General features: G+C 61.4%; 15 protein-coding genes. 2 read left to right on the forward strand and 13 right to left on the reverse strand.

The genetic code is table 11. The features are described 5' to 3' along the window. Positions 1-17 precede the first annotated feature (17 nt). The 7 genes from KVT38_RS19320 to uptA all read right to left on the reverse strand — a co-directional run bounded on the left by KVT38_RS19320 (position 18) and on the right by uptA (position 6,071). Positions 18-947 (reverse strand): type II secretion system F family protein, encoded by a 930-nt coding sequence (locus KVT38_RS19320; protein WP_217595382.1) that lies wholly within the window; start codon positions 945-947, stop codon positions 18-20. Then, positions 941-2,398 carry an ATPase, T2SS/T4P/T4SS family gene (locus KVT38_RS19325; RefSeq protein ID WP_217595383.1) on the reverse strand — a complete coding sequence of 486 codons (1,458 nt, stop codon included), beginning with the start codon at positions 2,396-2,398 and terminating at the stop codon, positions 941-943. Before KVT38_RS19325 ends, KVT38_RS19320 begins: the two co-directional genes overlap by 7 nt. Continuing rightward, positions 2,395-3,240, reverse strand: coding sequence for a CpaE/TadZ family protein (locus KVT38_RS19330; RefSeq protein WP_217595384.1), 846 nt, complete (start codon positions 3,238-3,240; stop codon positions 2,395-2,397). The genes KVT38_RS19325 and KVT38_RS19330 overlap by 4 nt, the downstream gene beginning before the upstream one ends. Then, the gene (locus KVT38_RS19335) at positions 3,237-3,953 is read right to left on the reverse strand and encodes a CpaB family protein (protein ID WP_217595385.1); all 717 of its coding nucleotides are present in this window, start codon (positions 3,951-3,953) and stop codon (positions 3,237-3,239) included. Before KVT38_RS19335 ends, KVT38_RS19330 begins: the two co-directional genes overlap by 4 nt. A 197-nt stretch (positions 3,954-4,150) precedes the next feature. Beyond that, positions 4,151-4,786: an MBL fold metallo-hydrolase gene (locus tag KVT38_RS19340; RefSeq protein WP_217595386.1), complete on the reverse strand. Its 636-nt coding sequence runs from the start codon at positions 4,784-4,786 to the stop codon at positions 4,151-4,153. Positions 4,787-4,798: 12 nt separating this feature from the next. Beyond that, the gene (locus tag KVT38_RS19345; RefSeq protein ID WP_217595387.1) at positions 4,799-5,365 is read right to left on the reverse strand and encodes a thioredoxin family protein; all 567 of its coding nucleotides are present in this window, start codon (positions 5,363-5,365) and stop codon (positions 4,799-4,801) included. A gap of 97 nt (positions 5,366-5,462) precedes the next feature. Continuing rightward, positions 5,463-6,071 carry an undecaprenyl phosphate transporter UptA gene (gene uptA, locus KVT38_RS19350; RefSeq protein ID WP_217595448.1) on the reverse strand — a complete coding sequence of 203 codons (609 nt, stop codon included), beginning with the start codon at positions 6,069-6,071 and terminating at the stop codon, positions 5,463-5,465. Positions 6,072-6,275: 204 nt separating this feature from the next. On the opposite strand from uptA, the gene KVT38_RS19355 reads away from it, so the two are divergent. Next, the gene (locus KVT38_RS19355) at positions 6,276-6,725 is read left to right on the forward strand and encodes a cupredoxin domain-containing protein (RefSeq protein ID WP_217595388.1); all 450 of its coding nucleotides are present in this window, start codon (positions 6,276-6,278) and stop codon (positions 6,723-6,725) included. Positions 6,726-6,823: 98 nt separating this feature from the next. Further along, on the forward strand, positions 6,824-7,135 hold the full coding sequence (locus KVT38_RS19360) for a dehydrogenase (protein ID WP_217595389.1): 312 nt from the start codon (positions 6,824-6,826) through the stop codon (positions 7,133-7,135). A 123-nt stretch (positions 7,136-7,258) separates the two neighbouring features. Here KVT38_RS19360 and KVT38_RS19365 read toward each other — a convergent pair whose 3' ends face one another. The 6 genes from KVT38_RS19365 to KVT38_RS19390 form a co-directional block, all read right to left on the reverse strand. Further along, entirely contained in the window at positions 7,259-9,436 is a 2,178-nt protein-coding gene (locus tag KVT38_RS19365) for an O-antigen ligase family protein (RefSeq protein ID WP_217595390.1), read from the reverse strand. A 217-nt stretch (positions 9,437-9,653) separates the two neighbouring features. Then, positions 9,654-10,340: a GGDEF domain-containing protein gene (locus tag KVT38_RS19370; protein ID WP_217595391.1), complete on the reverse strand. Its 687-nt coding sequence runs from the start codon at positions 10,338-10,340 to the stop codon at positions 9,654-9,656. Between the two features lie 33 nt (positions 10,341-10,373). Continuing rightward, positions 10,374-12,053: a histidine kinase N-terminal 7TM domain-containing diguanylate cyclase gene (locus KVT38_RS19375; RefSeq protein ID WP_217595392.1), complete on the reverse strand. Its 1,680-nt coding sequence runs from the start codon at positions 12,051-12,053 to the stop codon at positions 10,374-10,376. A gap of 124 nt (positions 12,054-12,177) precedes the next feature. Beyond that, a complete protein-coding gene (locus KVT38_RS19380; protein WP_217595449.1) occupies positions 12,178-13,380 on the reverse strand; it encodes a class I SAM-dependent methyltransferase in 1,203 nt (400 codons plus the stop codon). Then, positions 13,377-14,039: a DUF6483 family protein gene (locus KVT38_RS19385; protein WP_217595393.1), complete on the reverse strand. Its 663-nt coding sequence runs from the start codon at positions 14,037-14,039 to the stop codon at positions 13,377-13,379. Before KVT38_RS19385 ends, KVT38_RS19380 begins: the two co-directional genes overlap by 4 nt. Beyond that, entirely contained in the window at positions 14,032-14,853 is an 822-nt protein-coding gene (locus KVT38_RS19390) for an alpha/beta fold hydrolase (protein WP_217595394.1), read from the reverse strand. Before KVT38_RS19390 ends, KVT38_RS19385 begins: the two co-directional genes overlap by 8 nt. Positions 14,854-14,884 lie beyond the last annotated feature (31 nt).

Consider the following 14,884-nt stretch of genomic DNA (forward strand, 5'->3'; position numbering starts at 1 on the left):
CCGTCCCCGACGCATGCTCACAATTTTCGCCTGGATAAATACAATCCCATCAGAAACGATCCGAAGATGAGCACCAACGCGTTCAACAGCATGCTCCGGCCGCCCGGGTCGGACAAATAGTACAAGGCGCTCGACTGTGCGTTCAGCCTGAAATTGATGGCCAAGAACAGCCCCAGGAAAAACAAGGGCGTAAAATTGGCCAAACGAATCTCGAGCAGCCTGTGGCGTTCCGCGTGGTCGTCCATGCGCGCTTTTCGCATATCGTCGATGAGCTCGCGCAAGTTGTCCGAGATGTTGTTGCCTTCGCTTAAAGCGACCGCCAGCAAGCTCGAGAAGTAATCCGCCCAAATGTGGCCGATGGACATCGAGAATCGCCTTAACGTGCGTTCGTCGTCGTGGTGAATGTTCAGTTGGCGATATAGCTCTTCGAATATGGCCTGCGTATCCCCCGGCAGCTGCCGCTCTTCGACCATGCGCTGCAATGCTGTGCGAACGTGCCTGGAGCCGTTCACGAGATAGCACTGATAAAAGAGCTCCGCTGCCGGCAAAAAATTGAGCCTGGCCGAAATCTGGCGGTTGACCAGCGACATCCGCAAAAGACTGTACGGCAGTATGGCAAGCATCGCACCCAGCAGCGCCGACGAGCGCAGCGACTGAAACACGATGGCGCCTACCGCAAAGCCCGCGATCGCGAGCCCGAGTGCGAGCTTCCAAAATGCGTTCGGCTTCATTCGCCATCCCGAAGCCGCAAGAACGTCCGCCAAGTGCGTAAATAGCGGCTGCAACCAAACCATGCTCGCTTGCGCCGCCGTATCCTCCGCCTCGTGTCTGCCCAGCCGCTTGGAGCGGCTATGGCTGTCCTCCGCCAAGGCGAACAATGCCTTCAGCGCGGCGAATAGCAGCAAGAACAACAAGCAGCCAGCGGCCGCAAGCCCGGTCGTCAGCATGATCCCGCGCCTCTCACGTCGCGCAGCCAGGCAAAGCTCTCGGGATCGAGCCTGCCGATCCGTTCCCATGCCCGCTCCGACAGCTCCGCCTTCAGCTGCCAAGCATCCCTGGATTCGTCGTAGCGCGCCCAATCCCGAACCTCGATCGCGTCGCCGCCGCAGACGTACTCTCCGATTCTGACCAGCTTCCGGCTGCCGCCCACCATCCGCATCTCGAACCCGATCTGCGTGACGTGCTCCGCGATTCGGCGAGTCAGTCTGGCCGCGTTCATTGCCCTGCCATCGAGCATGCACATGTCGGTGATCGCGTCCGGCACGTCTTCCAGACTGTTCGCATGGACGGACGTAATGCTGCCTTCGTGTCCTCGCGTACAAGCCCGCACGTAGATGTTGGCATCCGCGTCGCGAATCTCGGCGTGGCAAATCCGCTGCGGCGACTGGCGAAGCGCCAGCTTGAACGCCTGCTGCGGGCCGTGCTGCGGATCGTCTTCGTCCGCCTCGTATTCGATGACGTTCTTGTCGGGGAAGTCCCGCTGCAGCCGCAGCTCGAACCTGCCTTCGATCGTCACGATCCGCTCCTCGTCGGGCATCGCCGCGATCAATGCCTTGATCAGATGCGTCTTGCCCGTATTGGTCGGACCGATCACGACCATGTTGAAGCGGGACTTCACGATGCAGCGCAGCAGCTTGTACACGGACTCGTCGATCGAGCGATACTCCGGTCTGAGCAGCGTCTGCAGATCGAAGCGCCGCACGGTATAGAAGCGTATCGTAAGCGAAGGCTGAGCCGTAAAACCGAAGCCGGTCATCGTCACCCGTGAGCCGTCCTGGAGCAACACCTCCGCCCATCGCTTGCGGGGACTGATCGAGTCGTCGTTGAACAGCACCAGGTTCTGTTGGATCCGCTCCACCTGCGCGATCGAACTGAAGCTGAACGCCGAACGGGTCGCCATGCCGTCTCTGACCTCGAAGATTCGCGTCCCTACGACCTGCACCTCCTCGAGTCCATCGCGATCTTTAAGGATGAGCTCGAGCACGTTGAGGCCGATAACCTCCGCGAACAGCGCTTCGGCAAGCGAACCGTACGGCAACGGGCCGAAGCTTGCATGCTGAAGCCGCTTTTTTATGATCCAATCGGATAAAATGGCCAGCAGCTCCTGCCGTTCCTGCGGAAATCCGATCACGGCCCGATTGAGCTTCTCAGCGTAACGCCTTCGGTCCTCGTCGCTGAAGCCTCGCGGCGCCGCCAGCATATGCCGGGCTTCCTCCGTCAAAGCGCCGAGGTCCTGGCCGCCGGCTCCCGCGCCGCCCTCTTGCGAAGCGCCGTAAGGGACGAGACCCTGCTTGTCCTCCTGCAGCCGCGCCGCGTAAGCCGCTGCGGAGAATCGAGCTGCTGCATCCGGCCGCTCCCCGGTCCGATCTTCGCCGCTTTGCCGATAAACAGCCGTCATCTTCTTCTGCTCCGGTGCTGCAGCAGCCTTCGAAGCCAAGGGCGCTCCGTGCGCTTCAACCGCTCTTCCCAATTCAACTGCCGCAGCAAAGTGCCCGCGACCGGATCGAAAGCGGAGGCGTGGCGCTCGTCCGCCGCCAGCCACTCGTCCAGGCGGCCGCTGTCGAGCTGCAGGTGCACGCTCTCCGCGAGCTGCAGCTCAGACAACGAAATGGCTCCTGTTTCCTTGCGAATTTCCTTCATTCCAAATCCCCCCGCGTGCCTGTATTTGCTCTGCATCAGCACCAGATGATAATTCGCAAGCGACAGCCCGAACTGCGAGCCGACCTGCCCTGTCCACCGATTCACGTCTTCCTGAAAATGCGTCAAGCTCCCGGTCGTCACCAGACACCGGTGATCGGCCGCTCGCATGGCGCATACCGTCGCGGCATTGTCCCAATAGGCGCTCACGTCCGCCACCGTCACGTCGAATGCGTCTCGCGCGGCCCCCAGCAACGCTTCCATCTGCTCGGGCTCGTAATACTCGGCCTGGTCTCGCGCCAGATTGCCGAACAGCACGTGCAAGCCGTCAAGCCGCGAAGGCGCAAACGCGTACTGCCTGAGCTTCGCTCCTGTCAGCGTGCCCGACTTCAGCTCCGGACGCATGCCGCTGAGCGTGATCTCGGGTCTGTCTATGCCCAGATACAGATGCGTCTTGGCGCTCTTCAAGTTCAGGCACAGATAGCCGACGCGCTTGCCCGTCACCGAAGCGATCCGGTAGGCGGTCCCGAACGCCGCAAGCGAAGTGCCGATATTCGGCGTCGAGCCCGCGAACGCGATCAGCGATCCCCGTTGACCGCTCATGAGCCCGATGCCTCCCCCGCTTCGAACGACGACGCGTCGAAGGCCACGATCAGCTTGGACTTCCCGTCTTTGCACGCGGTGTCCAGCTCCAGCCACTGCGCCTCTGTCAAATTCAGGTTGACCGCGTCGATGCTGCCGTTCGCGTCCCGCCGGGAGGCGTACATCCGCTCCTTGTCCCCTTCGGCCATGGACAATAGATTCGAGCTCTTCGGATTGTCGATCTCTTGATTCGAAGCCGTCTTGACCGCCGCCACGACCACCGGCTCCGGAAACAGCCTGCGCGACGCGCCATCCTCCGCCGACAAATACACGATCGCCCGGTCGCCCGCCCGAATCCCGCTGGAGACGGACTTCACATAATCGCGCGGCACTTGAAAGGTCGCTTCCCCGACGCGCGGCAGCAGCCTGAACTTGTCCAGCTTCCACCGCAGCAGCGGCTCTCCGCCGCCCAGCGGAACGGAGGACTCCAAGCCGTCCGCTTCGTCCATATCGACGATCATCTCGCCGGTAACCGCGCCGCTGGGCAGTCGAAGCTTCGTCAGCATCTCGCGGCCGAGCGACGTGCCCGCGGGCACGAACTGCTTCGGTACGACGACCTCCGTCGTCTCCGTCAACCTGATCTGCCTCATCTGCAGCAAATAAACGCCGTAGACGAGCAATCCGGACAATACGGCCGCGGAAACGCTGATCCGTATCTGTCTTCCTCTGTTCAAACGACTAGCCTCCCTTGACAACGGCAAACAAAAAAACGCAGGCGCAAGAGAGACCGTGCTCTCTGTCGCCTGCGTTCTTCGCAGCCGTTGCTATACATATATCTTCGTACCGCCAATATAGCAGAGGAACGCAAGGGTTGTAAACCCCTTTTTTCCACCGATCGACAATTTCCCGGGAAATCCGTTGGCTCGGCCTTTTAAGAAAGCGCCGGAACGTAAGGATTTTCCCGTTTTTCTTCGCCGATTGTCGTCGACGGGCCGTGTCCCGGCAGGACGAGCGTATCGTCTGGCAGCGTGTACAGCTTGCTTCGAATGGACTTCGTCAGCGTATCCTGATGGCCGCCGGGCAGATCGGTACGTCCGACGGAGCGCCGGAACAGCGCATCGCCAGCGAACAGCAGATCTCCGCATACGAAGCTGACGCTGCCTGGCGAATGTCCGGGCGTATGGCGCACCTCGAATGTCTCGCCGATCAACTGCAGCTTCATGCCGTCCTCGAGACTATGGTCAGGCGGGCCGCTCTTGATGGGCGCAGTCACGTCGCTCCACCTTGCGGAGCCGTTTTTCGCAGGATCGGTCAGCCAATCCTTTTCCAGCGGATGAAGATAGACGGGGCAGCCCCACTTCGTACGAAGCTCGTCCACGCCTCCGATATGGTCGAAATGGGCGTGCGTAAGCAAAATCGCCTCGACTTGAAGACCCGCAACCTTGCGCAAAAGCGCCGGATCCGCGGTGCCGGGGTCGATCACGATCGCCCGCGTCCGCGCCGCATCGATGACCACGTAAGCGTTGGTCTGGAGCGGACCGAGCAGAAAAGCTTGAAAAGTCAGCATCGCGAAGCTCCTTTAAACGCGCTCGAGCACGTCCTGCAGCTCCCAAAGGATGACAGGCGTATATTCGGAGGCATCGCCGTATTGCTTGACGATCTCCTTGCGCGCTACCGCCAGATTGTCCTGATAGTCGGCCGCTTGGTTGTCCGGATTCGCTTCCTTGAAAGCGATCATCACGTCCTGAACATGCTGCGGACGCGGTCCCCACTTGCCAAGGAGGGCGCCGCCCGTATCAGTGACGAGGACGATCGGGATCGAACGTCCGCCCAAGGTCAAATGTTGGTCGATCAGGTCGAAGTGCTGTTCGATGATCATGACCTCGGTCGGGATACCGGCGGCTTCGAATGCCCGAAATACGACGGGCACGCTGCGCAGCGCGTCGCCGCACCAGTCCGCCGTGATGATCATGGCGCGCAGATCGTCGCGATTGTTCAGAGATTCGAAAAATTCCCGGCTCTTGTCGTCGGGCCATGCGAAGCTGTCGTAGTTGGCGTTAAAAGCTTCCTTGTTCTTCTCCATCCCGTCCATAAACGCGCGCGGCGAGATGCCTTGGTTAAACTTGTGTGCGAGCTGTTGGCTCATGCGAATCCCTCGTTTCGACAACTTGAATGAACTTGATCCTATTGTAGCAATCCCGGCGGCAAAAGGAAAACCCATGCAAAAGAAAAAAGCAAATCCGTTAAATGGATTTGCCGCGCTTGCGCAGGAAAATATAGACGAAATAAACGATCAATGCAGCGAGCGCGATCAAAATGATCGGACGCACGTAAGGCGCCGCTTTCTCGTCGATCTGCTCCCAGTTGTCCCCGAGCGACTTGCCGAGCCAGACGAACAAAATCGACCAGGGAATAGACGCGAGCAGCGTCAAGCCGCTGAATAAAGCCAGATTCATCCTGGCCATGCCGGCCGGGATGGAGATGACCTGTCGCATAACCGGCACGAATCGCGCGGTAAATACGATAATCGGCCCGTACTTTTGAAACCACTGCTCCGATTTGTCGACATGCTTCGGTTTCAAATGCAGGAATTTGCCGTAACGATCCACGATCGGTCTGCCGCCGTAACGGCCGATCGCATACAAAATCCATTGCTGGATAAGCGCCCCGATCACGCCACACACGACCGCTCCCCAGAAGTTGACGTCGCCCTTCCAGACCAGGTAACCGCCGTAGCCAAGCACGATCTCGCTGGGGATGACCTCGATGGCAAGACCGATAATGATGCCGAAATAACCGAGACTCTCAATCCATTGCAGCAGCTGATTAAGCCATTCGTGAACCGTATCCATCATAAACGTATGTACCTGCTCTCTTCATCGTATTTGCGTCGTAGGACAAACGCGATATAAGTAGGGGCCGGAACCTTTATTATTCTAGCATATCCGCGCATCCCGATTCTACTTGGGCCGGGGTCCAGGTAGAAACGATGTCATGCGGGGACGGGCCTGCGCATACAAATGCAGTAGGACAAAGCCGAAGAGGAGCGAACGGATATGAGCAGAGTCATGTTTATCAGCAAAAGGAGAATTCAATGGTACGTCGTCGCCCTGGCGATCGTCGTGCTCGGCGCGGCCTACGCGGGATGGCACCGGTCGCAGGCGGCTACCGCACCTCCGCCGTCGGATGTGCAGGTCCGTTACATCGTGACGACCGAATTCACCTCGAAGACGGACAGCGGGCAAGAGCTCGAGGCGTATCGCTGGGACCCCGGCACGATCCCGGTGAAAAAAGGACAGCCCGTCGAGCTTCGCATTACCGGCATAAACGGCGCGTCGCATCCCTTCACGATCGAAGGACTGGGCGTCAAGGCGACCGTGACCAAAGGAAAAACGACGGTCGTCCGGTTCACCCCGAAGGAAGCCGGCACCTACGCGATCGTCTGCGAGACGCACAGCGACCCGAAGGACGGCGTCCCGATGGTCGGGTACCTCGTCGTCCAATAATTGTCCACAATCAATAATCGCCCACGATCGGCGGCGGCCGCTCTCGTAACCAAGCGCTCCTCTCCCGCATAGATTATCGCGGAGAGGAGCGCTTGTGCATGAAAAACGAATCAGGCAAGCACGCCGACTCGCTGCCCACCGCCAGAACGATCAGGCGCGCGTGCGGCAACGAGCTGTACCGTACCTTGAAGCGGCTCAAGACCTATGTACCCGACGCGAAGGTAAAGGAAGCGGAAGAGCTGTACGTACGCCGCGTCATGCTCAACCTGCTCTGGATCCACGAGCACCGCAGCGACCGCAAAAAGCTCGCGGACTGGTGGGAAGCGGAGGTCGCCTCCGATATCGCAAGCCTGTGGGAGATCGACCGGGACCGCCTCGCCCGGGCGTTCCGGGACGCGTTCGGCGGTTGAAGGGTGGGGTCCGTGCAAGTCCGCCGATAAAAGCCCGGCAGCGCCGCGTCTATAACGATGCGGGTGCGGCCGGGCTTGTTAGCGCTAACTTATCGAATCAAGCAAGAGATTCGAGCAAGAACGTCAAGGAATAGAATCGAGCAAGGCTTGCGCCTCTTTTCGCCAATCCTCATCGCCGTCCCGCAGCGCCTCCCGCAGCCAGGACGCAGCCTCTTCGCGACGCCCGGCCATCATCGCGCATTTCGCGGCGTTAACCTTGGCGGAGACGAACAGCGCCGTGCCGGACCACGGATTCGTCTTGCCGGCGTATTGACGCGCGTAAAGCGCTTTGTAGCGCTCGAAAAAACCGATGCCGGCGAGGCCCGCTTGCCTAGCCCCTTCGTCGTCTCCTTCGTCCTTCAACTGCTGCGCAAGATTCGCGAATCTGGCGAGAACAGCGTTTTGCGATTCGCGATCGAAGCGGGCGAGCCGCAGCGCCTCCTTCAGATGCGTCTCCGCCTTCCCGACTTCGCCTTCGTCCGCATACGCCATGCCTAGCGCGTAATGCACGGTCGGCGAATTCGGCTCGTAGCGCAGCCCGGCGGACAGCAGGACTGCCCGTTCGGCCGCCGGCACCAGCGCGGCGGATTCGAGGCGCGGCCGGTTCCACGGCGGGTTCGCCCGCTGGGCCTCGCGGAGCAGCGCGAGCTTCGCCGCGTCGCCTCCGGCCGTCTGCGCGGCCTCGTACGCGTCGGCCGCCGACTTGTAGCGGCCGGCCGGCGCCGCGGCGACCATCGCCGTAGCGAGCAGCACCAGCGCCGGAACAGCCAGCCGCAGCAGGGCGATGCGCGCCGTCTTCGAGGCCCCCCCGGCGCGCAGGGGCGCCAGCGGGCGCGCCGGCGCAGGCTCGTGCGGCGGCAGCGACAGATGCAGCGCCAGCCAGAACAGCAGCAGCAGCCAAATATAAGCGTAAGACCAATCGAAGTCGACGCCTGCGTGCAGCGCCAGCACCGCCGCGGGGCCCCAGACATGCCGAGCTCCGGGGCGCCGCCAAAGGAGAATCGCGAAGCCGCCTAGCATGACAAGCAGTGCGGCGAATCCAAGCGCGCCCGTGTCGATGAGTACCTCCAGGTAGCCGCTGTGAACCTCGTTGCCGATATAAGGTCCGCTTTGGTACAAGCCGACCTGCATGCGCCACGCCTCTCCTCCCGCGCCGAACAGCGGGCGGTCCGCGAACATGCGCAGCGCGTCCTTATAGTAAAGCGTTCGCGCGCCGGCCGTCTCGAGGTTGCCTTCCGCGCGGCCGCCCGCGCCGCCGCCGGAGGCAAGCAGCAGGTAAGCGAGCGCTGTGCAAACTGCAAACACAGCCGCGCCGCCCCATATGGTCGTGAGCGGCCTGCGCAGCCTTGCGCCGATGCTCGATGACCGCTTCGCCTCTGGCGGTCTCAGCAGCAGCGCCGCCACCGCATACGCAGCGACAGCCGCGGCCAGCGTCCAGGCGCCGTCTCCCGGCGTCCCGGCCTCCATCGCGCCGAAGGCCGATCTGGCCGCGATCGCCGCGCCGAGCGCAGCCAGTCCTGCGGCCGCCAGGCCGTAGCCCCGGCGGTCCCGGCGATAGGCCGCCAGCAGCGACACAAGTCCCGCTGCGGCAAGCGCCAGCATGGCGCCTCGCGACTCGGTCAGCAGCAGCGCCGTCAGCGCCGGCACGAGCGAGATGGCCGCGAAGGCTCTCGCCGCGCGTCCCGGACTGTCAAGCCGCTGCCAGAGGGCGAGCACGAAAAAGGCCGCAACGGCGCCGCAGGCGTTGGGATATTGAAGAAAGCCGGCCAGCCGCGCGCCGGTCATCGACAAAGCGGCATCCGACGAGCGGTAGACGATGTCCGGATAACGGATCCAGCCGTACCAGCCAGCCAGTCCGCCCCATACGAAGTACAGGCCGGCGGCGTGCAAGGCTGCGTGCCCCGCATTCCTTCGGCCGCGCCGCGCGGCAAACAACACGGCCAGCGCGAGCCATGCGCCGTATGCGCACCATCGGAGCAGGCTGTCCGCCGTCCCCTTGACGGACGCCGGGCCAGCCAGCCAAGCGCAGCCGTAGGCGGCCGCAAGCCCCAGCGGCGCGAGCGCCCACCAGGGAAGCGCCCTCCTGACGGCGATCGCGGCGATGGCTGCGACGGCGGCGACGATGAGCAGCGCCAACTCGAAGCCGTACAAGTCCGCGTCGTAAAACAGCCCTTGCTTGTAAGCGGCCCAGCACAACACCCAGGCAAACAGCAGACCGCCGGTCAGCGCGAACGACAGCCGCAGCAAACCTTTGTAGATCATATCCAATCCCTGCTTCGTTCAGCGTTTTGTCTTTAGCGTAGCGGCTTTTCCGGTCGGCCGCAAGCGCGAATAACCCTTCTCCGAACGACGGTCGAACGCCGTATTCGAACAGGGTTGGCTGCGCAGCCGCCGAACGCGGTTCGCAAATCGCGGTGAATGTCTGTCGGAGTTGCTACGGGCAACCGACGCTCTGTCCCTGACGCTCAGGCCTTGACCCTCACGCCTCCAGCCTGCGCGGCTCCGGCGGACATTTAGCTTGGCGCTTGTTATCGTAGAGCCGCCGGTCCGCCGCCTGCGAGAGCTCGGCGAACGTCGCGCCGTCCTCCGGAAAGAAGGCATACCCGCAGGAGGCCGACATGCGGTACCCGCTGTGCAGGGGCAAGTGCTCCATCCGCTCGTCGATCGCGTGCTTCAGCGCCTCGGCTTCCTGCCGATCCGCGTACGGGCACAGCAGCAGGAATTCGTCCCCGCCCCAGCGACAGACGATCTCGCCGCGCACGGCGGAAGCCTCCAGAGCTGCAGCTGCCATCGAGATCGCCCTGTCGCCTTCGGCATGCCCGAGCTCGTCGTTGATCAGCTTGAAGTCGTTCAGGTCGATCAGCACGACCGCGAGCCGTTTGCGCCGCGCCGTCGCTTGCTTCAATAGGCCGACGACGCAGCGATGCGCGAAGCTGCGATTCCATAAGCCGGTCAAGCCGTCGCGGTCCGCGCGACGCTTCAGCCGGTCGTACTGCCTGCCCAGCATGCCGAAAACCGGGAACAGGACAAGCGCGAAGCCGGCGGCTTCCCACAACGCATAGTTCCCGTTCGAAGCCATATACCGCTGCGCCAGCCCGGTCAAGCCGACGGCTGTGCTGACCAGCGCCGCCGTCGCCAAGCCGGTCATGAGTCCGCGATTGCCCATTCAACGACCGCTCCTTCTCCTTCGCCTCGTGTTTTACGAGATGACGACCCGATTGCGTCCTTCGTTTTTCGCTTTATAGAGCGCCACGTCCGCCTTCGCGAACAACGTTCGCAAATCTGCGGCGATGTCCGTCCTTCCGTCGCCGTCGTCCGAAGCGGCGGCCGCTTCGCCGAGCCCGTCGGTGACGATGCCCATGCTGATCGTGACGCTTATTTTCTCGCCGGCGATCCATGCTTCGTTGCCCAGCACGGAAGCCATAATGCGGTCCGCCACCGCCTGCGCTTCGTCCCGATTCGTTTGCGGCAGGAAGACCGTAAATTCCTCTCCGCCGTAGCGCGCCAGCAGATCGGAGCCTCTAAGCGCCGAACGCGCGGCTACGGCCGCCGAACGGAGCACTTCGTCGCCTGCGAGGTGGCCGTATCGGTCGTTGGTCCGCTTGAAATGGTCGATATCGAACAGCAGGATGGAGAACGGAACCCCGCGCTGCTTGCAAAGAAAGGCTTCGTGCTCGACGTAATGCTGGAAAAAGATACGATTGTAGCAGCCGGTAAGACCATCCGTAATCGCGGCCTTCTCCAGCTTCTTGTTCGCGCGGTAGAGCTCGTCCTGAATCGCGATCAGCTCCAGATTACGCTCGTGAAGCGCTTCGTTCTTCTCGTTCATCTCGTCGATCAGCTTGCGCTGCTCGGTGACGTCGTAGAAGGCGACGATCCGCCCCTGCAAGGTCTTGAACTGATCCATCAGCGGCGAGATCTGCAGCGAGACCGATCGGTAAGGCCCGTCCGTCAGCAAAATCTCCGTACGGATCCGATCCGCGGGATGATGCCGGTACCGGAACAAAAACTCGCTCACGTCGTTCGCCGGCTGACCGGAGAGCAGGATCCGTTCGAGATCGAAGGCCTCCCCCTTGACGAGGTGCGCGAAGCGGACGGCGCTGCGATTATAGTCCAATATTTTGCACGACTCGTCGATCACGACGATTCCCGTCTCCACCTGCTCGAAAATCTTGTGCTTGGCGGTATCGACCAGATCGAATACGCCGTACCGGTAAATCGCGACGACGAAGCAAATATCCGACAGGACGATGCCTGTCGAGGTTAGCCCTTGAACGACGCCGAGCCAAGGCGACAGCACGACGTTGAACAGCAGATCGAGCACCGCGAACAGCGTGAGTACGAACATGCCGAGCAGGGTGGTGGCGAGCTGCTTGCGTTCGTTGATCGAACGTACCGTCCGGTGAGCGTTGAACATATGGAGAAGCGCGATAAAAAAGTACGCGAATTGCACAAAAGTCATGATCCAAAACAGCGGGCCGTAATGCCGATCCCCATACTGCCCGTCTTCGGGCTTCAGGAATTGGCCGAACGGATTGGCGATCGCCGAGACCGCGCAGAAGAGCGCAGGCATGAAAAACGCCAGCAGGCGAGGGGGTCTTCGCAAATAGTGCGTTCGCTTGGTGAGGAACAGCACAAAAGCGAGCCAGCCGGGTCCAAGCAGGCTAAGCGCGACGAAGGACACGGTTAAGTATAAATGCTGATAGGCAGGAATGTCCGTGGAACGCACGCCGACCTGACCTAACGGCCACAGCATCATAATAAAATGGAAAACCAGATAAGCCTTGTGCGTTCTGGAAATCGGATTAAGGGCAATGAAAAGGCCGAGCAGCACAAACAGACAAACGAACAGCAGAAAGTCTGGCCGTATAAATTCCAAGCGGCTCACCTTTTCATGGAAAGACTAACCCAATAACCCGGGGCAATTGATTTATTCTAACATAGGCAGGATTTTGCCGACAAGAAGTTTGGCAAACATTGTAAAAATTAAGGTTAAATTTCTCCTAATTATTTACTTTATGTTCCATATTTCTTTCCATATAAGGCGAAATCGCCAAGAAATCCCTGAACTGCTCATAATCCTTCCACGTTTGCGCAGAGGCGGGCGAACCGCTGCGGACGGCCCGGATCAGCAGGTTTTTGGGTGTATGCTCCAGATCGATGAACTCCAGCATTTGCACCTTATAGCCCGATGCCTCCAGCAGCTGGGCACGCACCGCGTCGGTGACGAGCGCAGAAAACCGTTCTTTTAAAATGCCGTGCCGCAGCAGCGGCTTCAGCAACGGCTGCTCGATCTGGCGCATCAGCTCGTGCTGGCAGCACGGCACCGACAGGATGACCGAAGCATGCCAGCCTACGGCCTTCAGCAGCGCGGCGTCCGTCGCCGTATCGCAGGCATGGAGCGTGACGACCATGTCAACCCTGTCGGCGTCCGCATAATCCGCGATGTCGCCAACCGCAAAGCGTAGGCGATCCCAGCCCAGCCGTTCGGCCAGCTTCGCGCAGTCCGCGATGATGTCAGCCTTCAGGTCTAGCCCGATGATTCGGACGGACAGGCGCTCTTTGATCGCGAGCAGATGATACAGCGCGAACGTCAAATAAGACTTGCCGCAGCCGAAGTCGACGATCGTCAGCTCTCTGTCGGCCGGCAAATCGGAGATGACGTCGGATACCATTTCGAGAAACCGGTTGATTTGCCTGTACTTGTCGTACTTCGCCTTGACCACCCGTCCTTCGGGCGTCATGACGCCGAGCGCTTCCAGGAAAGGCACCGGTTCCCCTTCGGGTAGCACGTACGTTTTGGTCCGGTTGTGCGAAGGCGCCGGCGCGGAGGAGCCTCCGGCTGTCGCGGCCTTCGCTGTCGGCGCGCCGCGCAGAACGGCCGCTTTGCCCTTTTTGCTGACGAGAATCTGGATATCGTTCTCCGGCGTCTTGAGCAGCGCCTGACGATAGTCACGTTCGACGAGGCGCAGCAGCTCGTCTGCAGCATCCGCGGGCGCCATATTGTGATGAAGCGCCTTCGCTCCGGCGAACCGTTCGAATTGATAGCGCAGCTCGCCCTTCAGCAGGACGGGACGGACCGCGATCTTGCGCGTCTCCTCCGACTTGCTGCGCGGCTGGCTGACGGTCGCCTGGATCAGCTTGCCCGCTTCGATCGCGCCTCTGACGAGAGCGTTCAATTCCTCTGTTGTCGTCTCCGCGCTCATGATGCCGTCTCCTTCGTCAGATTGTTCCACTGGCGAACGCCCTCGCGCAGCTCTTCGCGCAAGAGCCCGCCGCGTCCCAGCGCCTCGTCGTCCAACGCCTTCAGCCGTTCGTAGAAGGACAAGCCTTCTTCGGTTCCGGCCTCCCCGGCATCAAACAGCTCGTATAGGCTGTTCTCGGCGTCCGCATAGCGCCCGGCGTGCTCCTGCCACTCCATGATGGCGCGGAGCGTCTGCGCGGAGCCGTCAACGCGAGCCGGTCCTTCTACAAGGCGCTCCATCCTGCGCTCGAGCTCGAGGCCTTCCACCGGTCCGTGCGTGCGGAGCACATAGCCGATCAGGCGCAACGCTTTTTCTAAGCGCTGCAGGCTCTCCGCTTCGCGGCCCATATCCGCCAGCACATCGCCTTCTTCCTGCAAAAAGGCGCCGATCGCCCCGATCGCCTCGGCATCCGAGCGCCCGTCTCCGCTAAACATCGCTATCAAATCCGCGTCAGACAGTCCCAGCGCCAGCCGGGCACGCATACGCAGTTCTTTGCTCATGAACTCGTCGATCAGCAGCAGCGCTTCCTCGTGCTTGCCCTGCTGCTTGAGTCCCATCAGCGCGCCGAAGGCGACCGACATCTGATTGATCAGGCGCATAAAATAGTCGCGTTCAAACATCGGCATCTCCCCGCTTCTGTTCTGCTCCCGAAACGAAGGAAACGATCGCTTCGGCGAACGCTGCCGGCTGCTCCAGCATGCCCATATGCCCTGAGCCTTCGAGCAGACGGTGCGTCACATTCGGGCCGGAGACCGGGAAACGCTTGTCCGGACCGATCACGTTGTCGGACTCGCCGGCGAGCAGCACAATCGGCGCTTCTAGCGACTCGAGCACGGCGCGCCTGTCGGGACGCTCCTTCATCCCGAGCGCCGCTCCGATGCCGCCTTCGGCGGACGTCCCGAAGCCGATCGCGAGCGCGCGGTCGACCTGCGGTTGCAGCTGCGCCAGATTGTCGGACGCAAACAGCTTCGGCACGAGGTCGCGAATATGCCCCTCCATGCCTTCGCGGGAAATGCGAGCCGCCACCTTTTCGCGATTCGCTTTGCCGTTTTCATCGTCCGGGAACGTCGTTGAATGCAGCAAGCCAAGCCCCAGCAGCCGGTCCGGGGCGCGTTCCGCCAGCGCGAGCGCCGCGTAGCCCCCCATTGAATGGCCGAGCACGAACGCCTGTCCGATATGCAGGGCGTCCATCAACTGCAAGGCGTCCTCCGCAAGCTGCTCCATCGCGTACGTCCCTTCGGTCGCCGCGGTCTCTCCATGCCCTCGCGCATCGGGCGCTACGACCCGCGCTTGCGCCGACAGCATGGGCAGCACGTCGTTCCAATACGCCGCGCTGCCGCAATAGCCGTGGAGCAGCAGCAAGGGTACACCTTGCCCCTCGTCCACATACGAGACTTCGAGCCCGTTGTTCAATGTCAGCCGGTTGCGAGTCATGCCAGCACATCCTTCCGCCGTTTTTTATTAT

This window comes from Cohnella sp. GbtcB17 (assembly GCF_019091135.1).
Classification (GTDB): Bacteria; Bacillota; Bacilli; order Paenibacillales; family Paenibacillaceae; genus Cohnella.